The following is a 24,455-nucleotide window of genomic DNA, read 5'->3' as shown; positions in this document are numbered from 1 at the left end:
GCCATAGGTATCAAAACATCAGACCAGATGTTCTATATCCGAGAAATTGATCGGAGATGTAGCATCCAGCGAGATCGGTGTCACGGATATATGACCGTTCTCAATGGCGTTGACGTCAGTTCCCTCTTCTGCTTCATGGATCAGGTCACCTGTGATCCAGTAATATGACGTCCCCCGGGGATCATGCCGCTCTTCCACATCAGTGTCGAAGAACTTACGTGCAAGCCTTGTAATTTCCACTTCACAATCATCTTCTGCAAAATGTGGGATGTTGATGTTCAAAAGGTCCACATTCTCAGGAAGACCATCCTTCAACACTTTTTTTGCCACCCTGTTTACAAACTTCACTCCCACATCGAAGTCATGCTGGAAATCCCTGAGATCATCGAACTTAAGGCATTCTTCCTTTACCTGGATGGAAGCGGCAATGGCAGGAACACCATAACTTGCCCCTTCGAGTGCAGCACCAATGGTGCCGGATGTTGTGATAGTATCAGTACTTATGTTCTCCCCGATATTGAAGCCTGAAAGGATAAGATCAGGCAATTCCTTCATGATAGTAAATATTCCAAGTATTACAGAATCCGTAGGAGTACCACCTACTGCATTTACTTCTATGCCATCTATGATTGTACGATTAATGCGCAGTGGTTCAAATATGGATATAGAACGCCCCACACCACTTTGCTGCATAGCAGGTGCTGAAACGGTAACATCACCCAGATCGGAGACACTTCTATAGGCTGCCCTGATACCGGCAGCGTAGACACCGTCATCATTGGTGAGAAGTATTCGTGTTGACATTGTTGCTTTCTTTGTTCTCTGTAGTATTATAGTTAATGGAACAAAAAGATAAAAAGAAAAAGGAGTTGTGGAATGCGAACTTCAGAAAATAGACATGGACCAATGACAATAGAAAGGCCTTATTCAAAGAAAGGAATTAAATTGGTAACTGTTCAGATCCTACTTCTGACCTTACCTTGTTGTAGGTAACATTAAAGCGGTCACCAATGGATCCTGCAAACTGTCCACCATTGACCTCAAGTTCCATATCAGGTACAGATTCACCCATCTCAGGATCATCAAGTATCGGGTCACAAAGATATATCTGCAGATCCCCGGATTTATCCAGGAAAACGGATGGGCGAACACCTGTAGCATCATATTCTTCTATTGCGCCTCTAAAGACCAGTGACATATATTTGACTGCCTGCATTGTGATCATCTTTTCCTAACGTACAATACATAGTTTCTATGGACATGCATATATCCAGCATGTCCATGATTTTTGCAGAAATGAAGAAAATATGGACACATCGGAAAAAACAAAATTAAAAATACGTCTAATAAAAGGACCAAACGACACAATGTATCATTAAGAAACAAAGGAGTGAAGCAGGTAGTGACACATGATTGTGCTCAAAATGAGATATTTATTTAAACTATTGAACGATACGTGGTAGAACACATTATACGTACTACATATATTGCATACAGCATGATTACAAAATAACACTTACAGTTGGAATCATTATGCTTGAAGATGAATATCAAATCGATTTTTTCTCTGATAACGGATTTATCAGAAAACAGTGTCCTAAATGTGGAAAATACTTCTGGACACGAGACCAGGACAGGTCAACATGCGGAGATGCACCATGCGACCCTTATTCATTCATAGGCAATCCCGTATTCAAGAAAAAGATGGAACTTGCCGACATGCGGGAGTTCTACCTTAAATTTTTTGAGGAACAGGATCACACCCGTATTGACAGATACCCGGTCATTGCCAGATGGAGAGACGACATTTACCTGACAATTGCATCAATTGCCGACTTCCAGCCATTTGTAACATCCGGACAGGTACCACCACCGGCAAACCCACTCACAATTTCCCAGCCATGCATCAGGCTTTCTGACCTCGATGCTGTGGGAAGAAGTGGCAGGCACCTTACCACTTTTGAAATGATGGCACACCATGCCTTCAACAATCAGAAGAAAGAGATATACTGGAAAGACCACACCCTTGAACTGTGTGATGGGCTTCTCAACTCTCTTGGTGCAGACCCAATGGCCGTCACATACAAAGAAGAACCATGGGCAGGCGGTGGAAATGCAGGACCGTGTGTGGAGACACTTATCGGCGGACTTGAGGTTGCAACTCTTGTGTTTATGGACCTGAAGCAGGACAAAAAGGGAGACATAAACATCAAGGGAGACCAGTATTCCAAGATGGATAATTACATCGTGGATACCGGATATGGCCTTGAGAGGTTCGTGTGGGCATCAAAGGGTTCACCTACCATCTATGATGCAGTCTTCCCCGGCATTGTGAACGAGCTAATGGGACTTGCAGGTATCGAGCATGAGCTTGAGAATGAAGAGTACACCAATATCCTTTCACAGAATGCACGCCTGGCAGGGCTCATGGATGTCAGTGAAAAAGCAAACCTGTTCGAATTGAGGAAACAGGTCGCATCCAGCATCGGAACTACCGTGGAAAAACTCAGCTCCATAATGGAACCTGTGGAAAGCGTCTACGCAATCACAGATCACACAAGATGCCTCACATTCATGCTCGGTGACGGTGGCATACCATCAAATGTCAAGGCAGGATACCTTGCAAGACTTGTTATACGCAGAACACTCAGGATGATGAAAGACCTTGACATCAAGATCCCCATCTCTGAGATCGTGCAGATGCATATCGACAACCTGCCGGAATATCCTGAATTCCAGGAGAACTTCGATGTCATAGAGGATATTCTGATCCACGAGGAACGCAAGTTCGCGGACACACTTGACCGTGGCAGGAGAATGATGGAGAAGTCTGCAAAGCACTATAAAAAGAGTGGAGAAAAGATCCCTCTTGAGACCATAATCGACATGTATGACAGTCAGGGAATCCCACCAGAGATCTCAAAGTCTGTTGCATCAGAGGTCGGCGTGGAGGTAGACCTTCCGGACAATTTCTATTCACTGGTAGCAGATAAGCACAGCAAGTCCGAAGAGAAAGAAGAAAAGGTCATTCCTTTTGCAGACAGGATCGCAAAGTTGCCAAAGACAAAGCGCCTGTTCTATGACGAGCCCAACAGGATGGAGTTCGAAGGTGTTGTCCTTGACATATTTGAGAAGCATATCGTACTTGATAATACTCTACTCTACCCGGAGGGTGGCGGACAGCCAGCTGATCACGGAACATTGACCGTTGAGGATGTTGTACTTAATGTGGTGGACACCCAGATATACAACGGAGTGGTGGTCCATACCATTGATAATATCGAGGATGAACTGCACATAAGGAAAGGCGACCTTGTGGTCGGCAGGGTTGATGAAGAACGCCGTATGGCACATGCAAGACATCACACTGCGACCCACATAATCAATGATGCTGCAAGGGATGTCCTTGGAAGCCATATCTGGCAGGCAGGTGCCCAGAAGTTCAGGGACAGGGCGCGCCTTGACCTTTCACACTACAAACGTATCACACAGGAAGAGCTGGACCAGATCGAGCTGATCGCAAACCGCACCGTCATGGAGAACAAACGTGTGCTTAGTGACTGGATGGACAGGACAGAGGCAGAACAGAAATACGGATTCCGCCTTTACCAGGGTGGCGTACCCCCAGGAAAGATGATACGCGTCATGAAGGTAGGCAATGACATCGAGGCATGTGCAGGTACCCACTGTACGAACACAGGACTTGTGGGCCCAATCAAGATACTGAAGACAGAACGCATACAGGACGGTGTCGAACGTCTGGAATATGCTGCGGGAGAAGCTGCTATCAAAGCAATGCAGGATCTCGAAACACTTGTGCGCGATTCATCCGAAACACTGCGCGTATCAGCAGAACAACTGCCATCTACCATCGAGAGGTTCTTTGATGAATGGAAGGACCTCAAGAAAGAGAACACAAAGCTCAAAGATGAGCTTGCTCATGTAAGGGTAAGCCAGCTGATCACAGACGCTGAGACCATCAACGGCATCAGGGTGATCGCAAAGGCGGTCACGCATGCAGATAGTGATGAACTCACAAAAACAGCCGGTGAACTGACACAGGAGAATGATGTCGTTGCTGTGCTGATAAGCGAGATGGACGGTGTTAAGATCGTGGCAGCAGCTGGCGATGAAGCTGTTAAGAACGGCGTCAACGTTGGCTTGATCGTCAAAGAGATGTCCGCAATTGTCGGCGGCGGTGGCGGAGGACGTCCTAACATGGCCCGCGGTGGAGGAACTGACCCATCAAACATGACCGGCGCTCTGGATCGCGGCATTGAGCTGTTAAAAGAACAGCTCGAATGACCGGGAATTGAACTTAAACAAAAAGGAGTTCTTTTGCGGCACTGCCAAAAAAGAGCACCTTTTAATAATGTTCAAGCACTGATCAGAACTTACTATTTGAAGCAGATCTTCTGCTATTCTTTACTTTTTTACTCTTTTTTTACATTCGTTATCCTAAAACCTGATAATTATGCCATGTGATCAGAAAATACAGGTATGACCACATTAAAAAATACCATTTGATTTGAAAAGATTAATATTAGAAAAAAAACAATAGAATGTACTGAAATTGTGAGGGTAAGATGTCTGCAGAAGAAACTGATGAGATCATGGGCACGCTTTGTAAGGAACTAACCACAAAGAATGCATTATTGTTAGCACCGATCAATGTGTTCAGTGAAAGGATGATCTATCATTACACGCATTCTGCAATGAAGTTTGATCCTTCGCGCAACATTGTATGGCTTTGCCTTAAGACCTCCAGGAAACATGTTCTTGAAAAATTTGAAGAATACGGTCTTGAAGTCGATGAGTTTATGGAAAGAATGTGGTTCATTGATACAGAGGGGCCTGGCAAGAACGACCCTAATACATTTTATTGCAATTCTGTGACAGATTACATAAAGATCGGTTCACATACATCAAAGATATTTGGTCAAAAGCCCGGATCTATCCTCGTCCTTGACGACCTTACAGTACTTTCCAAGGACAACCTGCAGATAGTAGAGAATTTTATTAAATTCCTTGAACGAAATGTTCGTGAAAATCAGGGCAGTATCATCTCCATGCTTGGAAAAGGCGCCCTTCCGGCTGAGACCGAAGGCCTGATGCGATCTTTCTTTGAAGTGATCATTGATATTACGGAACAGGGTAAATTGCATACAGACATCGGAATGAACATTCTTGATGCCCGCTATACCATCGTTGATGGAAAGATCGACCTGAGCTACAGTCAGAAAAAGATGCAAAAGGAAAGACTGAAGATCCTCGTCGTGGACGACGAACCAGATATTCCTGAACTGATCAGACTCTCACTTGCCACAGAACCCTACGATTTCCTGATAGCATATAGCGGAGAAGAAGCTGTAAAGAAAGCCATCGAGGAAGTTCCCGACCTGATCCTGCTGGATATCATGATGCCGGACATGGATGGATATGAGGTCGTAGAGAAACTCAAGCAGAACAGCGATGCTCAGGATATTGCAGTCATAATGGTCTCTGCAAAGACAGAGGTAGAGGACAAGCTCAAAGGTATGCAGCTTGGAATCGATGACTACATCTCAAAACCATTTGATAAAAGGGAGATCAATGCCCGTATCAAGATGGTCATGAAAAGGTTTGGCTGGGAACCAAAAGAAACAGATTCCAACTAAAACCTTCTTTTTTTATTATTTAGCTTTTTTATACGAACTCATACAGAGTTTTACCATAGTTCCAACCAGATATTTTAAATAATCTAAAACCTCTCAATCTAACAAAATATGCGATAACTGTTTGAAAATCATCGGAGTGTTTTAATGGCGATTCCTAAAGAATACGATTCTAATGAAATTGAAGTAAAATGGCAGGACACCTGGGATATGTCTATGTATCATTTTGACTGGAAGGATGAAAGCCGTCCACAGTACATAATAGATACACCACCACCATACCCTACAGGAAATTTCCACATCGGGAATTCACTCAACTGGTGTTACATCGATTTCGTTGCACGATATAAGAGAATGCAGGGATTCAATGTAATGTTCCCACAGGGTTGGGACTGTCACGGCCTACCTACCGAAGTAAAGGTAGAGGAGATCCACGGCATTACCAAGAACCAGATACCACGTACTGAGTTCAGAAAACTATGCGAGGAGATGACAGTCGGCAACATCGAGAAGATGCGCGCCACAATGCTTCGCCTCGGATTCTCCACTGACTGGAGCAATGAGTTCATCACAATGGACCCTGACTACTATGTCAAAACCCAGAGATCCTTTGTCAAGATGAAGGAAATGGGACGCTTATACCAATCAGAGCACCCTGTGAACTGGTGTCCAAGATGTGAAACAGCTATTGCTTTTGCTGAAGTCGAATACGATGCAAGGGACACAAAACTGAACTTCCTGCACTTCGACAAACTGGAGATAGCAACCACAAGACCTGAACTGCTTGCAGCATGTGTTGCAGTTGCCATCAATCCTGATGACGAAAGATACAATGAGAATATCGGACAGACCGTGAAAGTACCATTGTTCGGCCACGATGTAAAGGTCATCGGGGACAAGGATGTAGATCCGGCATTTGGTACAGGTGTTGTCATGATCTGTACCTTTGGTGACAAGCAGGATGTCAGATGGTGGGTAGAGCATGACCTTCCACTGAGGAAAGCCATTGACAAGAACGGTCTCATAACAGAGATCGCAGGCAAGTATGCAGGTATGACAATTCCTGAATGCAAGGCAGCGATCATTGAAGACCTCAAAAAGGAAGGATACCTCTATGACCAGAAAACACTCGACCAGAATGTCGGTATGTGCTGGAGATGCAAGACCCCTATTGAGATCCTTTCCGAGCGCCAGTGGTTCGTAAAGATCGACAATGAGGATATACTCAAAACCGCCGATGAGATCGAGTGGCTGCCTGAGTATATGAAGGTCAGGCTCCTGAACTGGACAGGGACCATGGAATGGGACTGGTGTATCTCACGCCAGAGGATATTTGCAACACCAATACCTGTCTGGTACTGTAAGAAATGTGGAGAGGTCATGGTGGCAGAAGAAGAATGGTTACCAATGGACCCTACACAGGAACAGCCACCTGTAGCATGTAAATGTGGTTCCACTGACTTCGAAGCAGAAGAAGATGTACTTGACACCTGGATGGACTCTTCCCTCACAGCCCTGCACGTAGCAGGCTGGTTAAGCGACAAGGAGATGAGAAACCCAACACAGCTGCGTCCACAGGGACACGACATCATACGCACATGGGCATTCTACAGCATCCTGCGCTCAAAGGCACTGACAGGCGAGAGACCCTGGGATTCCATACTTGTCAACGGAATGGTACTTGGAGAAGATGGTCACAAGATGAGCAAGTCACTTGGAAACATCATCTCACCGGAAGAAGTAATTGCAAAGTACAGTGCTGATTCATTCAGGCAATGGGCTGCCGTGGGTGGTTCCACCGGATCAGATGTAATGTTCAGGTGGAAGGATGTCGTATCAGCATCACGATTCTTTACAAAGATGTGGAGCATCTACCGGTTCTCTATGTCACACCTTGAGGAGAACCTTTCCGACATCGTGAACACTAAACCTGAAGACCTTGCGATCATTGACAAATGGCTTCTGAGCAACCTCAACAAGCTTATCGTGTCAGTAACCGAAAGTCTTGATGCATATCAGTTCGATGAGGCTTACAAGTCCATCAGGGGATTTGCATGGGAGATCCTTGCAGACAACTATATTGAGCTTGTCAAATCCAGACTATACGGAGATGACGAAAATGCCCGTAAAGCTGCACAATACACGCTTTACCAGGCTATCGATGCTCTCTCACGCATGCTTGCACCTTTCGCACCATTCTTTGCTGAAGAGATGTACTCAAGGATTGGAGAAGGAAGCGTACACGCACAGGCCTGGCCGGAAGTTGATGAGTCACTCATCAGTGAATCCATAGAGAAGGACGGAGAGCTCATCAAGGAGATTGCAAGCAATGTCAGAAGGTACAAGTCCGAGTCAGGCATGGCACTAAATGCCCCTCTTGAGAAAATAGAGGTATACGGCACACTTGGAGACGCCTCCGACCTCATAGGCGTGACGAACTCAACCGTAGAGATCATCGAAGGCGAACCTGACTTTGAGCATGTTCCTGTGAACATCAAGCCGAACATGGGAATCATTGGTCCAAAATTCAGGAAGCAGGCAGGAGCAATCATCAAGACCCTCACATCAATGGATCCTGTGGAAGTTGCCGATATCGCTTCAAAGGGCAACATCAACATAACAGTTGATGGTGAGGACATTGAACTTGAGCCTGAAAGTGTTGTAATTGAGAAAGAGGTAATCTCTGCCGGCAGGGCTGTGGATGTTCTTGATGTCAATGGTACTGTCGTAGTGATAGTCCGCTGACCAAAACAGTTATTTTTGCCCCCGCTCTAGTTTTATATAACTAAAAGCGGGGGTTTTTTATGGTTAATAAAGAGTACAACAGGATATTGATAGCTACCGACGGTTCTGAGAATGCAGAGAAAGCTGCAAGGTCAGGAGTGAAGATAGCAGCTTTGAGCGGTGCTAAGGTACTTGCACTTTATGTTGTTGAGATGGAGACCGCAGGCGTTACTCCTGAAGCCGTCCACAGGGACTACGTCGCATCAATGAAAATGGCGGTCACCGAACACATGACCAGGGAACAGTGGCATGAATTTGCCCGGGTGGCAGATGAGATGTGGAAGACCGAAAGGCACAAGCACCTCGAAGAGAAAGGCAATGCTGTTACATCCTATGTAGAAGACCTTTGCAAAGAGCTTGGCGCAGAGTTCGAACCACGCGTAGAGGAGGGACATCCTGCAAACGTTATTCTTGATGTTGCAGAGAAAGAGAACGTGGACCTTTTGGTCATCGGGACACTTGGAAAGACCGCGGACGGCAGGTTCAGGCTTGGAAGTGTTGCGGAAAAGGTGATAAGGAATTCACCGACAGAACTTCTGGTCGTCAGGTAAAGGATCAAGTGATCTTTGAGATAAATATGACCTTAGATAGGATCATAGATACAAGGTCAGATTAAGATAAAAATATCAAAAAGGAAGAAGGAGACGTTAAGCCTCCAGAACTGCAAGACGGTCTGCGATTTCCAGGGCGATACTTGCAACTTCTATTGCATCCCTTCCCAGAACACGGACCATTGGTTCTTTTCCCATACCGCCCGCATCAGAGATAATGGCGGGAACCCTGCCATAGGAATCGATTGCATAGGTCACACCCCAATCCATGGTATGGGTGTGTTCCGGCTCTTCTGCACGACTAAAAGAGGACATTGTAAGTCCCATATCCTCACAGACAGCAAGCACGTTCCCTGAATAACTTATGTTGACCGATGCACGGATCTCCGGATCGAACTCCATTGCTGCAAGAACTATCCTTGCAACATGGCTGCTTGCACCAAAGCTGACACAACCCACCACCTTTGGCCTGCCCTGAAGCCTGACGATCCTGCCATTGACAGCAGCAACATCAGATACCTTCCTTGCGTGCGGCAGGGCCATTGCTATGTTACAACCCACTTCTGCGACAAGCCTGGAGAAATTGGGACTGTCCTCAAGCATCCTAACTGCTTTTTCGGTATTATTTAGCACATTATCCTTTGTTGCCATCATCTGAAGATAGCCCATCTGATTCACAGGTGATACACCCTTACCGATATTTTTGCTCAGAAGGATGCTGTATTCAACGAATTCCTTTGCAGCTATGGCAGCATCTACAATAGAGTAGCCTCTTGCGAGATAAGCCGTAAGTGCTGAGGAGTAAGTGCATCCTGAGCCATGGGTACCACCTTCAATGAACCTTCCGGGCACCTCTGCAAAAAGATCACTTTCAGATTCGTAGACCAGGTCCACTGCATCAGAATGCCCTCCTGTGATCACTACATTATTTACCCCGAGAGCAGCGATGGCCTTTGCCGCTTCTTTTGCATCCTCACGTGAATTTATGGTGATGCCGGAAAGGACCTGTGCCTCACCGATGTTGGGAGTTATGGCATAGCTAAGGGGCAGCAGATCTTCTTTCAGGACGGAAACGGCATCTTCCTTCAGAAGATCCCCGCCAGCCTCTGCGGCCATTACAGGGTCCACGATGATATGAAGACCATATTCTTTCACACTTTTTGCCACTGACCTGACAATGTCAGCGGATGAGAGCATGCCTGACTTTGCCCACCTGACGTCCATATCAGTGCATACAGCTTCGATCTGATCAGATACCACTGAAGGAGGAAGATCATATGCACCCTTCACGCCTGTGGTGTTCTGTGACGTTACTGAGGTTATGGCACATGTCCCGTGCACATTAAGTGACCCAAATGTCTTGATGTCGGCCTCTATACCTGCCCCACCACCGGAATCAGACCCGGCGATGGTCAATACTACGGGAGTTACATCCATCTCATCCATGTTCTTACCTTCCATTATCATGAAGTTCATGATTGAACTTGTTAAATAAAAACCAAGTGGTTACATCGGAACGATCTGCTAAGATCATTAAAGAAATATCCCAACATAGACCGATCTTCGACAGGTTTATATAGAGTATTTGCAACAATGGAGATTCTAATCAAGAACTAAATCAAGAACTAAAACCTTTATTAAGTTCGGAAATAACATAGCTTATCAAAATCATATAATGCATTAGGGGCGATTAATAATGGGAAACAGACCTCTGGATATATTGAACGATGCTTTGAACACATCTGTCATTGTCAGGCTAAAAGGCACAAGAGAATTTAGAGGTGTACTTCAGGGATATGACGTACACATGAACCTTGTACTTGAAGAGGCAGAAGAATTAAGTGACGGCGAAGTAGTACGCAAGATCGGTGGCGTTGTTATCAGAGGAGATAACGTTGTCTACGTGTCTCCGTAACCTATAAGAATAATAGGTGCATCAGGGATAAACCCACCAATATAATTACAGCTAACAACAGTTGAGATATACTGGAACATATTACATTATAGTACATTATAGATTTACAAAAGGTGATTAAGAGATGTCAAAAGGTACTCCATCAATGGGTAAGAGGCAAAAACGCACACATGCTAAATGCAGACGCTGTGGAAGCGTTTCACTCAACATCCATACAAAACAGTGCACATCATGCGGTTTCGGAAAAACATCACGCATGAGAAGCTACCAGTGGCAGAGAAAGTGCAAATACTAAAAAGGACTTATTCTCGATCGGAGCATAAATGAAAGAAGAATGCGGCGTTGTCGGGGTGTTGATGCATGACGCTGATGCACAGACGAAACCCGCTTCACTTCAGATATACTATGCTCTCTATGCCTTACAGCATAGAGGACAGGAATCTACCGGAATTACGGTCAAATGCGGAAAGACCGTCAAGTCCATTAAAGGCATGGGTCTTGTCCCGGAAGTTTATGCCAAAGAGGATCTTCTGAAACTCAAAGGTAACATTGGTGTCGGCCATGTCCGATACTCAACTACCGGCGACTCAAAGATCGAGAACTGTCAGCCATTAATGGTCAATTACAAGAGTGGTAACGTTGCCATTGCACACAACGGCAATCTTGTGAACGGCCATGAACTTCGGGATGAACTTGAATCCGAAGGTCGAATCTTTATTACTAATTCTGATACAGAGGTCATAGCACACCTTCTTGTTAAGGAACTGCTAAAACATGATCCTGTGCAATCTATCAAAGCAGTGATGTCAAGACTTAAGGGATCATACTCCCTTGCCCTGATGATCGACGACAGGCTATTTGCTGCCCGTGACCCCCTGGGATTCAAACCATTATGCATAGGGGAGATAAGCGGCGGATATGTTGTTGCATCAGAGAGTGTGGCTATTGACACGCTCAACGGCAAACTTACAAGGGATGTAAAACCCGGCGAAGTTGTAGAGATCACAGACAATGGCTTTGAAAGCCACCAGATGTTCAACGAAAAGAACGCTGCACATTGTGTTTTTGAGTATATATATTTTGCAAGACCTGATTCCATTATTGACGGACAGCTTGTTTACAAGGTTCGTGAAAAGATCGGAAGGGAACTTGCACGCGAGCATCCTGTAGAAGCCGACATGGTATCCCCCGTACCCGACTCAGGAATCACATCCGCCATCGGATATTCCGAAGAGTCCGGCATCGACTATCGGGAAGGCCTGATGAAGAACCGATATATCGGACGCACATTCATCCTGCCCGGACAGGCAATGCGGGAAACAGCAGTACGTCTTAAGATGAACACTATTTCCGAGAACCTCAAGGACAGAAAGGTAATTCTTATCGATGACAGCATCGTACGTGGAACTACCTCACGCCGCATCATTGAAATGGTACGCAACGCCGGTGCAAAAGAGATACATGCAAGGATCGGAAGTCCTGCGATCATTGCCCCATGCTACCTTGGAATTGATATGGCCTCAAGGGACGAGCTTATAGCTGCAAAAAAACCAGTTGAAATGGTCAAAGATGCTATAATCGCAGATTCACTTGGATACCTGAGCATCGACGGTCTTGTCAAGGCGATCGGTATTGACAGGAGTGAACTCTGCCTTGGATGCCTCACTGAAATTTACCCGGTAGAGATCCCCGGTGAAAAGTGCCACCGCAAGCAACTCAAACTTAATGAATTCAAGAACGAGAATTAATCCATATTCTCTCTTTTTTGTACATATACAGTTGTAAGAGTCTCTATTCTTATCCAGAGGTATCCCATTATAATACCAAGAACAGCACCAGCCATCACATCTGATGGATAATGGACCCCTGCAAACACACGGCTAATAGCCATAATTAGAGCACCAGTCCACAAAAGGAAACTGTACCTCCCTGCCATTGAGTGCAGAAACATTGCTGCTGCAAATGCCATGCCTGAGTGAATACTTGGCATTGAATATCCTGATGCTTCTACAACAAACCGTACGTCCTCAGGCCTTGGGACCGTTAGCCAGGATTTTAGAACAGTAGCAGTAATCCACACAGATAATATCACCAGACCAAAATACACTGCTTTTCTCTTTGAGCCGGAAAGGTAAAGATATGATCCTATTAGTATCCACAAAGTACCTTCACCCATAGCAGAAAGGAACACCATAAGAGGATCCAGTGCCGGATATGAGTTCAGCATCTGAACTATCTGGACCTCCAGGGATGAGAACGACATAAATAATTGTAGGAACTGTATAGGATAAACATTTTTGCAATAGAGGTTCCCAAGCATGTCCAATGGTAAAAAATGGCATTTCTGGATCGACAGAGGCGGTACGTTCACTGATGTTGTCGCCATGAGACCGGATGGAAGGATCATTACACAAAAATTGCTCTCAGAAGACCCGGAGCACTATGAAGATGCAGCCATACAGGGCATACGCCGAACACTCGGGCTATCAAAGGATGATGAACTTCCCACAGAGAAGATAGAGTGCATCAAGATGGGAACCACCGTAGGAACGAATGCACTTCTAGAAAGGAAAGGCGAACCATCTGCACTTGTGATAACCAAAGGCTTCAGGGATGCACTGCGGATCGGTTACCAGAACCGTCCGGAGATCTTCGCACTGGACATCAAACTGCCTGAAGTTCTCTATGAGCAGGTGATCGAAGTGGAAGAAAGGTTCAATTCCGTAGGTGAAGAACTGATCGTGCCTGATGAAGAAAAGATCAGAAGGGATCTCGAAGTCGTCTATACTAACGGGATACGTTCGCTTGCAGTTGTGCTCATGCACTCATACAGATACCCTGACCATGAACTGACCATTGAGAGAATTGCAAAGGAAATCGGTTTTAACAGCATCTCCCTTTCCCACAACGTCAGTCCACTGATAAAGATCGTGGGTCGCGGGGAGACCACCATGGTCGATACTTACCTCTCGCCCGTCCTGCAGCGATATGTGGACAGGATACTTTCGGTCCTGCAGGCAGAGGGGAATAATACAAAATTGCTGTTCATGCAGTCCAATGGCGGACTGACCGATGCAATGTCCTTTAGGGGGAAGGACAGTATCCTTTCGGGACCTGCAGGAGGGATAGTTGGGGCTGCCAGAGTCTCGGAGATGGCAGGATTTGAAAAGATCATCGGTTTCGACATGGGAGGGACATCCACCGATGTTGCACATTACAAAGGAGAATATGAGCGTTCCTTTGAGAACGAGGTCGCGGGAATACACCTCTATTCACCAATGATGAACATCCATACAGTTGCAGCCGGAGGAGGTTCTATCCTGCATTTTGAGGAAGGAAGATATCAGGTTGGTCCTGATTCTGCAGGCTCCGATCCCGGGCCTTCCTGTTACAGACGCGGAGGTCCGCTGACAGTTACAGACTGCAATGTGATGCTATCCAGGATTCACCCCGAGTTCTTCCCCAATGTTTTCGGGGAATCCGGAAAAATGCAAATGGATGCTGATGTGGTACGCTCTCATTTTTCCGAACTGGCATCGAAAATATCTGCAGACACAGGAGAGAAGACAACACCTGAACAGGTTGCCGAAGGTTTCCTGACCGTTGCCGTGGAGAACATGGCAAATGCGATCAAGAAGATCTCAACGCAGAGGGGCTATGACCTGAAGGATTACACATTGTGCTGTTTCGGCGGTGCAGGTGCCCAGCATGCATGTCTTGTTGCAGATTCCCTAGGGATGTCACGTGTTTTCATACATCCCCATGCCGGAGTATTATCAGCGTATGGAATGGGGCTTGCAGACCAGAGGATAATCCTTGAGAGATCCGTGGAGGAAGAGCTTACTGATAAAGCGATCAATGAAATTCGAAAATTGTTCGAAGAACTGGAGAACAATGGCTCTGCTGAAATGAAAGAACAGGGAGTTCCGGAAGAAAATATTATCCTCGAACGTAAGGTCCATGTGAAATATGGGGGCACTGACACATCCCTTGAGATCGGCTTTGGAAAGATCGAAACGATCGTAGAAAACTTCCTTGAAACTCACAAAGATCAGTTCGGTTTTGTGATGGAAGACCGCAACCTTGTAATTTCCAGCATTTCACTGGAGATCATTGGACTAAATGAGATCCCGGAAGAGAACATCATTAACGAAGTAGCAGAAGGCGAATGTTCCCATGAAACAACCGTTGAGATGTACGCATACGGAGAATACCACCAGACACCGGTATTCATAAGAAAATGCCTGAAACCCGGGCATGTGGTGAAAGGGGCTGCACTCATTATTGAAGATACGACCACCATTGTTGTGGAGCCTTCATGGAAAGCAAAGATCACGCCGCAGGACCACATTGTACTAACTCGCACAAAACCACCGGCAGAACACGTTGCTATTGGCACTGATGCTGACCCTGTAATGCTAGAAGTTTTCAACAACCGCTTCATGTCCATTGCCGAGCAGATGGGGTACCGTTTACAAAAAACCGCACATTCGGTCAATATAAAGGAACGTCTGGACTTTTCCTGTGCTGTTTTCGACAACAAAGGAAACCTTATAGCAAACGCCCCCCACATCCCGGTTCACCTGGGATCAATGGAGGGATCGGTCAAGGCAATGATCCGATCCACTAAAGGAAAAATGGAAGCAGGTAATGCCTACATGCTCAATTCCCCATATGCCGGAGGCACCCATCTTCCGGATATTACTGCGATCTCACCTGTTTTTTGCGGAACAGAAGAAGTAAAATTCTATCTGGCATCCCGTGGCCATCATGCGGACATAGGAGGGTTGACACCCGGGTCCATGCCACCAAAGAGCAGGAAAATATACGAAGAGGGGATCCTGATAGAGAATTTCAAACTGATGGACAAGGGAGCATTCCAGGAAGCAGAGACCCTGAAACTATTGATATCGAACGACCACCCATCACGCAATCCTCAACAGAATATCGCAGACCTCAAAGCCCAGGTGGCTGCCAATGAGAAAGGGATACAACAGCTTGAGAAAATGGTGGAAAAATATTCACTCGAAACTGTCAGTTCCTATATGCAGCATGTACAGGACAATGCCGAAGAAGCTGTCAGAAAGGTGATTGAAGTACTGCATGACGGCAGTTTTACCTACACACTTGATGACGGCAGCCAGATATGTGCCAATATTACCATCGACCATGAGAAACGCTCTGCATGCATCGATCTTACCGGCACCTCGCCACAGCAGGAGAGTAACTTCAATGCACCTGCCTCAATTTGCAGGGCTGCTGTGCTCTATGTTTTCCGCACCCTCGTAAAAGAGAACATCCCGCTGAACGCAGGATGCATGAAACCACTTAAGATCATCATACCACAGGAGTGCCTTTTGAATCCATCATATCCTGCTGCAGTGGTGGCAGGAAATGTCGAGACCTCACAGTACATTGTCGATTCCCTCTATGCTTCATTAGGAGTAATGGCAGCATCACAGGGGACAATGAACAATTTCACCTTCGGTAACCACGAATACCAGTATTATGAGACCATCTGCGGAGGTTCGGGAGCAGGAGATGGCTTTAACGGGACCGATGCTGTGCAGACACATATGACCAACTCCCGAATTACCGACCCGGAAGTACTTGAACTGCGTTTCCCTGTACTACTTGAGGAGTTCTCCATAAGGGAAGGAAGCGGAGGAAAAGGTCGATACAATGGGGGCAACGGCGTGGTCCGCAAGGTACGCTTCCTTGAAAAAATGAAAGCAGCAATCCTTTCTTCACACAGGAAATACCCCCCTTTTGGGATGAGCGGTGCGGATGGAGGCAAATGCGGCAGGAACATGGTAATCAGAAAGAGCGGAGAATGCGAGGAGATCGAAGGGACTGCTCAGATCGATATGTATGAGGACGATGTCTTTGTGGTGGAGACACCTGGCGGCGGCGGGTTCGGGAAGGCTGAATGAGGAGTAAGCTGTCAGGTTGTTGGGAAAAGAAAAATAATTGAATTAAGCAAGCCTGTTTATGTTGGTGAGAGGGATGATACTGATCTGCTGAGGAAGAAGAATATTGACATGCCTTATACTGAATGGAAGAAAATAGGATTTTCTAGGAGTACATTGCACTACATGAAACAGAATGCTAAAGCTGATAATCCATTACCTTGAATGCTCATGTGAGGGAGAGGCTGGAAGAATGGAATCAATTAATATAAGGAATTAAGAATCGATTCCCGGTAGATATGTTTTCTGTTTAAAACATAAAAAAGATTTAAAAAAATGGGGAATTAATGTTCCATTCCAGATATACGAAATGAGAATTTATTCCTCCACAGAGGGCGTTTCTATCTCAACTATGTCGGCATCCATAGCATTTTTCCTGACAGACTCAATACCGTTCATGCAACCTGCTTTGGTCGAATATCCCTGACCGGTTGCTATAATCTCTCCATTCTTTGCTTTGAGCCTGAACCTGTATTTCCCACTCTTGTCAGTAAATATCTCAAACTTTGACATATTCTCACCTTCTCTGCAAAATTATTTGCTTACACTGTGTTAACAGCAGCAAAACTAATTTTCCACTTCCATTAAATTCTTGTGCGGTGATGACTTAAATACTTTTTGTGTGGAAATTTTGGGAAAAAAACATAGTTACTTTTTAGATGTTCGAATAACGATTGTGCAATTAATTAACACCACCCCGTACAAAAAAATCAAGTTACCTATATCCCCACATTATTGTGCGAAGGGCACGATTCGAACTAAGGGATAATTTAAAAAAATATATGGATGGTATTTATACAACTTGCCTATCCACCACTTGCTACAAGAGATGAAAACTCCGAACTCCCTAAGCCAATATTAGAAAAACTCCGCCAGTGTTTTCTGTCCCCTGCTTTCCTGGAGATTCCCCACGCGCACACCAATACGCCTGATATTAAGCGTACTGCTATCCAGCAGTTCACGCATGATCTGGTAGGATGCCTCCCTGAGCATTGATTTATCTGCAACAGGATGATTTAGAGTGTGGCTTTTGGTGACGGTCTTGAAGTTCGAATAAATAACAGTTACTGTAACAGATCTGAAAGATACACTTCGTGTCTGTACCTTTCCGAACACATCGTCCACAAGATCGTCAAGAAGGGATAACACAAGATCGCTCTTGCGAGTATCATGTGTCAGCGAGGCCATCCTGCCGATCTGGTCAGAAGCAGTTTTCTCTTTCACCGGACTTTCATCAACACCAGATGCAGCCATTTTAAGCCAGGTCCCCCGGGTCTTTCCGAAAGCTCCGATCAGCTCCTGCACATCCCATCCTGCAAGATCCTTCACGGTCTCAATGCCCATTTCAGCCAGTTTATCTTCTGTGACATTTCCTATACCCCAGAGCTTTGATACAGGCATATCCATCAGGAAACCCTCAACATCTTCAGGCCGAATCAGAGTGACACCATCCGGTTTCTGCCGGGAGGAGGCCATCTTGGCAATGATCTTGTTAGGTCCGATGCCTACCGAACATGTAAGATCCTCCAGCTTTTTTACATCCGCTTTGATCTGTGTTGCGATCTCCTCTGCCACATCGAAATCACCACCTGACCTCTGAGTGATCTCTATGAAAGCCTCATCGATACTTATCTTCTCAAAAAGCTCGCCATCACCATCTGCATATGACCTCAGTATTTCCATTATACGGCCCGATACTTCAGTATAGAACTCTTTTCGGACCGGCAGGTAGACAGCATCCGGGTTTATGGATTTTGCAAGCCTGCATGGCATGGCAGAATGAATGCCAGCTTCCCTTGCAATATAGTTACAGGTGCTGACAGCCCCTCCCTCTTCACCCCTGTTGGAATACATGCAGACAACAACTGCCTTGTCCCTGATGGAAGGATCCTCGCGCTCTTCGATGGCAGCGTAGAAGTAGTCCATATCGACATGAAGGATAACTCGTGACATTGTAAAGAGCTAGTATGTATGAAGTTGGTTTTAAGGATTTGGCAAGTGAGGTGAAAGTAAAGAGAAAAGGAACCTCTACCCCATAGATGAGAACTTCCATGAACTTGAAGTGCTCATGGAAACTCTCCTGAATTTTCATATTTAGGTCATCAGCGAATTGTTGCCAAACAGCATTAAGTCGTTACTGAACTATCACACTTGCATTCTTATCGAATGGATTCGTCCTCATTGCAAGTGAGAACAGGAACGGATAATTGACTTTCTGATACTGCATGTACTCCAGCCACTCACGTGCTAATAAACTGTAAACCCTTTTGATGTCACCTGAAAGATGCATCTTGTCAGAATCCGGAAGAGATGAAAGGTCTTCCCTGTAATCCAATTCCTCTGTCATGTGGAATACAGCCCTGAGGAGCTCGGTGAAGGGGTCATGCTCGAACATTATCGGGTTCTGTAATAGAGATGCCATGTACGCTCTTTTGCTGACCAGCAACGAAGAGAATGAGAACAGATCGATCTTTCTCGCATCGACATTGTAATCATAATTCTTAAGGAAGACGTCAAGATTTGAGAAGTCGCTTTCAGACCATAGATCCTTTATGACAAAATTCTCCCTAACCTTGTCAAGATCCGGATCAGCATCAGAAATAACTGTAAGAAGGTTGGTACCAACCTCACTGAAAAAGCTTCCAATTATCATGTTCAGTTTTTCCACCTGGTGTTTTTTCTCGATACGCTCAAGGAAGTGGTGGATGATCAAAGAGGCAATCAGAACTTCCATTGGTACAAAGGCTATCCTACCTACAAGATAGATCGAGATATGGTGCATATCATGAAATATTAGGTAATGTATCAGGTGGAGGATAGCCGATACCAGAACAAGGCCAAATCCAAACATTAAATATTTTGAACGGATATTCATCTTAATTACTCCCAACAATATTTTTATTCGATCCTTGAAGGACACAGATCTGCAACAACACAAATTCCACACTTCGGCTTTTTTGCATCGCATACCCGACGTCCGTGAAGGATAAGTGTCATTGAAAGATCATCCCATTCAGCCTGATCTCCAAGTTTCATAAGATCCTGTTCGATCTTCTTCGGGTCAGTATTCTCAGTAAGTCCAAGCTTGCCGGAGACCCTTTTCACATGGGTGTCCACGGCAATGCCTTCAACTTTGCCAAACCCCCTCGCAAGAACGATGTTGGCAGTCTTCCTTGCAACTCCGGGGAGAGAGGTCAGGTCTTCCATGCTATCCGGAACCTTGCCTTCAAAATCAGAGATTATCAACTGTGATGACCTTTTGATGTTCTTAGATTTTGCCCGATAGAACCCGGTGGAATATATCTCCTTTTCAAGATCATTGATATCAGCTGCAGCAAGAGACCCTGCGTCAGGATACTTGCTGAAAAGCTCAGCTGTAACCCTGTTCACCTGCGCATCTGTGCACTGTGCTGAAAGGATAGTCGCGATCAGGAGCTCGAATTCGTTGGTGTAATCCAGCTCAGGTTGCGGATCAGGATATTCATTTTTAAGTATAGACCATATCTGGTCGAAGTTCTCTGTATTGTCCATTGTGATCCTCACAGCTATTTTGTTAGCACAATACAAAACGTTTTCCTGAAATGAAATGAATTGAATTGGATCAAGAGTTGAGCTAATAAGTGACTCAACAATTGAATTAAGGAAAGTATCCTGCAACAGACATACAGAAAGAACCATTGAAATAAATATACTTTAAGAGCCTATAGAGAATAATATGGATTTTCTGAACCTGTTCAGTGCCGAAACTGATATTCTCAGTATTCTCAGGAACATCGATAGCTTTGTCTGGGGACCACCATTGCTGCTCTTCCTTGTGGGAACAGGAGTATACCTCACGCTTAGCCTCGGTTTCATACAGGTCTTCAGGTTACCTCTGGCATTGCGTTATGTGATAAGCCCAGAGCCTTCAGACAACGATAATGCTGGAGATATTTCCAGCTTCGCAGCCCTGACAACGGCCCTTGCAGCTACAATTGGAACAGGGAACATCGTGGGTGTTGCCACTGCCATCAAGGCAGGAGGACCTGGCGCTCTTTTCTGGATGTGGCTGGCGGCGTTCTTCGGAATGGCAACAAAATATGCCGAATGCATGCTTGCAGTGAAGTACAGGACCGTCGATGAGAATGGACAGATGGCAGGCGGACCCATGCACTACATAACTAACGGCCTTTCGGACAAGTTCTATAGCAGACCACTTGCAGTCTTCTTCGCCTTTTGTGGCATTGGTGTCGCATTCTTCGGGATAGGTATCTTCCCACAGGTCAATGCGATCGCTGATTCAGCAGCTATAACACTCAATGTCCCCCCATTCTACACTGCAGTTGTAATTACTGTACTTGTGGCCATGGTAACGATCGGTGGTATCCGAAGCATATCGAAGGTCGCACAGGTAGTAGTTCCATTCATGGCAATAGCCTATGTCCTGGGATGTCTGCTCATAATAGCCACAAATGCCAGCGCACTACCTTCAACGATTTCACTGATCATTAATTCCGCTTTCACACCGACAGCTGCAGCAGGTGGCTTCCTCGGTTCCACCATGATCCTCGCGGTCCAGATGGGAATCGCAAGAGGAGTGTTCTCCAATGAGTCGGGACTTGGAAGTGCACCAATAGCAGCAGCAGCAGCCCGGATAAAGGAGCCTGCCAAACAGGGCCTCATTTCCATGACAGGGACATTCTTCGACACAATAATCCTCTGTACAATGACGGGGATCGTCCTTGTAATGACAGGATCCTGGACAAGTGAATACGAAGGTGCTTACATGACCAGCTATGCATTTTCCACAGGTCTTGAAAGCATCGGGATCTACATTGTCGGAATAGGACTGATGTTCTTTGCATTTACGACCATACTTGGCTGGAACTACTACGGAGAAAGATGTGTGGAATTCCTTGTGGGTGTCCGGGGTATCATGCCCTACAGGATCATCTACATCGCACTTGTAGGAGGCGGAGTCTACCTTACACTTGATACCATCTGGATCCTTGCAGACATCGTCAACGGACTTATGGTGATCCCGAACCTGATAGCTATCCTGGCATTACGCAAGATAATATCTCATGAGACCAGAAAATACTTTGATGGGCTTAAAGAGGAAAAAGACAGCTATTGAGCTAAATGTCTGAATTGGAGACAATTCGGGCAGGAAAAACAGGAAAGTAACAGGTATACAAGACCAGGAACGATAAAAAATAAAATAGAATAAAATAAAAAGAAATGAGATTCGGGTTTACTGTAACCCGAATTTCTCAATGTTCTTGTCAGCGAGCGCCTGGATCTGTTTAATGAAATCGTCTCCGCCTTCCTTTGTGAAAAGGTGCTTGAAACGGCGCTGCATCTTGAGATAATCTTCGACTGGTTTTGGATTCTTGACCTTCTTGACCTTGGTGATCTCACCATCTTCCATTTCATATAGTGGCCAGAGACATGTCTCTACTGCCATCTTTGCGACCTCTACGGTCTTGGAAGTATCGAATCCCCATCCTGTTGTACATGGCGAATGTGCATGCACGTAGGTAGGACCTTCTACATCGACTGCTGTCTTGACCTTCCTGATCATATCCTTTGGATATCCGATGGAAGTTGTAGCAACGTATGGTGAACCATGTGCAGCCATGATAGCAGGCATGTTCTTCTTTGGACGGATGTTACCGAAAGATACTGTACCGGATGGACTGGTTGTGGTAGATGCAGCAAATGGTGTTGCACCACTTCTCTGCACACCGGTGTTCATGTATGCTTCGTTGTCGATACAGACGAATGTGAAATCGTGTCCACGCTCGAATGCACCGGATACGGAGCGCATACCGATATCAAGGGTTGCACCGTCACCGCCCATTGCAATGATCTTTGTATTTCCCATCTCGCCCTTTGCCTTGAGAGCAGCTTCAATTCCTGATGCGACTGCTGCGTTGTTCTCAAAAAGGGAGTGGATAAATGGAACATCCCATGAAGATTCAGGATATGGAGTGGTCATAACTTCAAGACATCCGGTAGGACTTACAACAATACAGTCCTCGCCGGCAGCCATGAGTGTGAACTTTGCAGCCATTGCATCACAGCAACCTGCGCATCCCCTGTGTCCTGGTGCTAAAAGTGATTTCATAACAACTCCTCCTTCAGGTCAGTAAACTGACTTTCGACACTGATACCTGAATCGATTACTTTCTTTGCCTCATCGATGATGTTCTCGATGGTCTCTACAGGAATGTCACGACCTCCATGACCGATCATGAAGCCGATCACAGGAACATCGATCTTTGTGTTGTACAGGCTCGCCTTGGTCTCTGTGAAGAGTGCTCCTTCGTTAAGACCGATAGAAATGTTCTTGTCAAGTGCAACAACGACCTTTGCATCCTTGATGACGTTCTTGATAGCCTCTACAGGGAACGGACGGAAGGACCTTACCTTCAAAAGACCGACCTTGACGCCATTTGCCCGGAGCTTGTCAACGACATCCTTGATGGTACCTACAATTGAACCCATTGCCATGAGGATGATATCTGCATCATCTGTCTCATACGTGTCAATAAGACCACCGTAGTACCTTCCAAAGAGGTCATAGAACTCGTCTGCAGCATCTTCGATCGTTTTCAATGCCTTGTTCATTGCCTGCTGCTGCAGGAATCTGAACTCAGTGTAAGAGTTTGGATCTGCGAATGCACCGAAGGTCTTTGGGTTCTTCGGGTCGAGCTTGAACTCAGGCTCGAATGGTGGCAGGTATTCTGCTACAAGGTCATCGTCAAGAAGTACAACAGGTTCGTAGACGTGGGACAGGATGAAACCGTCCATACAGGTCATTACCGGAAGCAGGACATCAGGGTCCTCAGCGATCTTGAATGCCTGTGCAGTCATATCGGAAACTTCCTGTGTATCTTCTGCATAGAGCTGGATCCAGCCGGTGTCTCTCTGGGAGATGGAATCCTGCTGGTCATTCCAGATGTTAATTGGTGCACTGACTGCCCTGTTAGCAACGGTCATTACAACAGGTAATCTCATACCTGAAACGTTGAAAAGGACCTCATGCATGAGTTCAAGACCCTGGGAAGTTGTTGCAGAGTAGCTTCTTGCGCCTGCTGCGGATGAACCGACCAATGCGGAAAGAGCAGAGAACTCTGATTCTACCATGATGTATTCACAGTTTGGGATTTCACCGTCAGCCATGAACTGTGAAAGATCTTCCACAATATGTGTCTGAGGGGTGATAGGATATGCTGAGATAACATTTGGTCTGCAGGATTTTACAGCGCTTGCAACTGCATATGAACCCTCGACGACGACCATGTCCTTCTTGTCTTTCTCAAAATCACGCTTCATTATTTCTCCTCCAGAACCATTTCAATAGCGTCCTTTGGACATTCGTTAGCACAAATACCGCATCCTTTACAGAAGTCATAGTTGAACTCAAAGAAACCATCGTCCCTTGGATCGATCGAAGCGTCCGGACATAAGAGTTCACAGAGCTTGCATTTAATGCATTTGTCATAATCATAGACAGGTTTGAATGTTCTCCATCCTCCGGTCTTGTTAACAAGAGTGGAACCTGGAGCACAGACTCCTCCTGGTGGGATTGTCATAA

At 45.7% G+C, this 24,455-nt stretch carries 20 protein-coding genes; 9 read left to right on the top strand and 11 right to left on the bottom strand.

Annotation, left to right across the window (positions count from 1 at the left end):
• Positions 1–18: 18 nt before the first annotated feature.
• Entirely contained in the window at positions 19–804 is a 786-nt protein-coding gene (surE, locus tag LI82_RS04325; RefSeq protein ID WP_048193695.1) for a 5'/3'-nucleotidase SurE, read from the bottom strand.
• 136 nt (positions 805–940) lie between these two features.
• Positions 941–1,216, bottom strand: a complete 276-nt coding sequence (locus LI82_RS04320; RefSeq protein WP_048193861.1) for a hypothetical protein — start codon at positions 1,214–1,216, stop codon at positions 941–943.
• Positions 1,217–1,533: 317 nt separating this feature from the next.
• On the opposite strand from LI82_RS04320, the gene alaS reads away from it, so the two are divergent.
• The 4 genes from alaS to LI82_RS04300 all read left to right on the top strand — a co-directional run bounded on the left by alaS (position 1,534) and on the right by LI82_RS04300 (position 8,989).
• Complete coding sequence (alaS, locus tag LI82_RS04315; RefSeq protein WP_048193694.1) at positions 1,534–4,305, top strand: alanine--tRNA ligase; 2,772 nt, start codon at positions 1,534–1,536, stop codon at positions 4,303–4,305.
• Positions 4,306–4,586: 281 nt separating this feature from the next.
• Positions 4,587–5,657 (top strand): response regulator transcription factor, encoded by a 1,071-nt coding sequence (locus LI82_RS04310; RefSeq protein WP_048193693.1) that lies wholly within the window; start codon positions 4,587–4,589, stop codon positions 5,655–5,657.
• 144 nt (positions 5,658–5,801) lie between these two features.
• A complete protein-coding gene (locus LI82_RS04305; protein WP_048193692.1) occupies positions 5,802–8,399 on the top strand; it encodes a valine--tRNA ligase in 2,598 nt (865 codons plus the stop codon).
• Between the two features lie 59 nt (positions 8,400–8,458).
• Positions 8,459–8,989 (top strand): universal stress protein, encoded by a 531-nt coding sequence (locus tag LI82_RS04300; protein ID WP_048193691.1) that lies wholly within the window; start codon positions 8,459–8,461, stop codon positions 8,987–8,989.
• Positions 8,990–9,085: 96 nt separating this feature from the next.
• Here the strand turns inward: LI82_RS04300 and thiD are convergent, their stop codons facing one another.
• Positions 9,086–10,456 (bottom strand): bifunctional hydroxymethylpyrimidine kinase/phosphomethylpyrimidine kinase, encoded by a 1,371-nt coding sequence (thiD, locus tag LI82_RS04295; RefSeq protein ID WP_081955727.1) that lies wholly within the window; start codon positions 10,454–10,456, stop codon positions 9,086–9,088.
• Between the two features lie 229 nt (positions 10,457–10,685).
• Here thiD and LI82_RS04290 point away from each other — a divergent pair, with 229 nt between their 5' ends.
• From LI82_RS04290 to purF, 3 genes are all read left to right on the top strand, one after another.
• Complete coding sequence (locus LI82_RS04290; RefSeq protein ID WP_048193690.1) at positions 10,686–10,904, top strand: LSm family protein; 219 nt, start codon at positions 10,686–10,688, stop codon at positions 10,902–10,904.
• 124 nt (positions 10,905–11,028) lie between these two features.
• On the top strand, positions 11,029–11,199 hold the full coding sequence (locus LI82_RS12700) for a 50S ribosomal protein L37e (RefSeq protein ID WP_081955726.1): 171 nt from the start codon (positions 11,029–11,031) through the stop codon (positions 11,197–11,199).
• Between the two features lie 28 nt (positions 11,200–11,227).
• Positions 11,228–12,652: an amidophosphoribosyltransferase gene (purF, locus tag LI82_RS04285; protein WP_048193689.1), complete on the top strand. Its 1,425-nt coding sequence runs from the start codon at positions 11,228–11,230 to the stop codon at positions 12,650–12,652.
• Here purF and LI82_RS04280 read toward each other — a convergent pair.
• Entirely contained in the window at positions 12,649–13,167 is a 519-nt protein-coding gene (locus tag LI82_RS04280; RefSeq protein WP_160174938.1) for a phosphatase PAP2 family protein, read from the bottom strand. The genes purF and LI82_RS04280 overlap by 4 nt on opposite strands.
• 55 nt (positions 13,168–13,222) lie before the next feature.
• Between LI82_RS04280 and LI82_RS04275 the strand changes: the two genes are divergently transcribed.
• On the top strand, positions 13,223–16,837 hold the full coding sequence (locus LI82_RS04275; RefSeq protein ID WP_048193687.1) for a hydantoinase B/oxoprolinase family protein: 3,615 nt from the start codon (positions 13,223–13,225) through the stop codon (positions 16,835–16,837).
• Positions 16,838–17,191: 354 nt separating this feature from the next.
• On the opposite strand, the gene LI82_RS04270 is transcribed toward LI82_RS04275, so the two are convergent.
• From LI82_RS04270 to nth, 4 genes are all read right to left on the bottom strand, one after another.
• Entirely contained in the window at positions 17,192–17,386 is a 195-nt protein-coding gene (locus tag LI82_RS04270) for a YegP family protein (RefSeq protein WP_048193686.1), read from the bottom strand.
• Between the two features lie 345 nt (positions 17,387–17,731).
• Positions 17,732–18,826 carry a DNA polymerase IV gene (gene dinB / locus LI82_RS04265; RefSeq protein ID WP_048193685.1) on the bottom strand — a complete coding sequence of 365 codons (1,095 nt, stop codon included), beginning with the start codon at positions 18,824–18,826 and terminating at the stop codon, positions 17,732–17,734.
• Positions 18,827–19,007: 181 nt separating this feature from the next.
• Positions 19,008–19,724: a hypothetical protein gene (locus LI82_RS04260; protein ID WP_236622658.1), complete on the bottom strand. Its 717-nt coding sequence runs from the start codon at positions 19,722–19,724 to the stop codon at positions 19,008–19,010.
• Positions 19,725–19,771: 47 nt separating this feature from the next.
• Positions 19,772–20,404 (bottom strand): endonuclease III, encoded by a 633-nt coding sequence (nth, locus tag LI82_RS04255; protein ID WP_048193683.1) that lies wholly within the window; start codon positions 20,402–20,404, stop codon positions 19,772–19,774.
• Between the two features lie 184 nt (positions 20,405–20,588).
• Here nth and LI82_RS04250 point away from each other — a divergent pair, with 184 nt between their 5' ends.
• The gene (locus tag LI82_RS04250; RefSeq protein ID WP_048193682.1) at positions 20,589–21,989 is read left to right on the top strand and encodes an alanine/glycine:cation symporter family protein; all 1,401 of its coding nucleotides are present in this window, start codon (positions 20,589–20,591) and stop codon (positions 21,987–21,989) included.
• A 117-nt stretch (positions 21,990–22,106) separates the two neighbouring features.
• Here the strand turns inward: LI82_RS04250 and porB are convergent, their stop codons facing one another.
• Genes porB through porD form a run of 3 tightly spaced genes read right to left on the bottom strand, consistent with a single transcriptional unit; the run spans position 22,107 to position 24,453 of the window.
• Entirely contained in the window at positions 22,107–22,982 is an 876-nt protein-coding gene (porB, locus tag LI82_RS04245; protein ID WP_048193681.1) for a pyruvate synthase subunit PorB, read from the bottom strand.
• The gene (gene porA / locus LI82_RS04240; protein WP_048193680.1) at positions 22,979–24,193 is read right to left on the bottom strand and encodes a pyruvate synthase subunit PorA; all 1,215 of its coding nucleotides are present in this window, start codon (positions 24,191–24,193) and stop codon (positions 22,979–22,981) included. The genes porB and porA overlap by 4 nt, the downstream gene beginning before the upstream one ends.
• The gene (gene porD / locus LI82_RS04235) at positions 24,193–24,453 is read right to left on the bottom strand and encodes a pyruvate synthase subunit PorD (RefSeq protein ID WP_048193679.1); all 261 of its coding nucleotides are present in this window, start codon (positions 24,451–24,453) and stop codon (positions 24,193–24,195) included. Before porD ends, porA begins: the two co-directional genes overlap by 1 nt.
• Between the last annotated feature and the right edge of the window lie 2 nt (positions 24,454–24,455).

Origin of the sequence: Methanococcoides methylutens (assembly GCF_000765475.1) — an archaeon.
GTDB lineage: Archaea > Halobacteriota > Methanosarcinia > Methanosarcinales > Methanosarcinaceae > Methanococcoides > Methanococcoides methylutens.
This window is presented reverse-complemented; position numbering and strand designations above follow the sequence as displayed.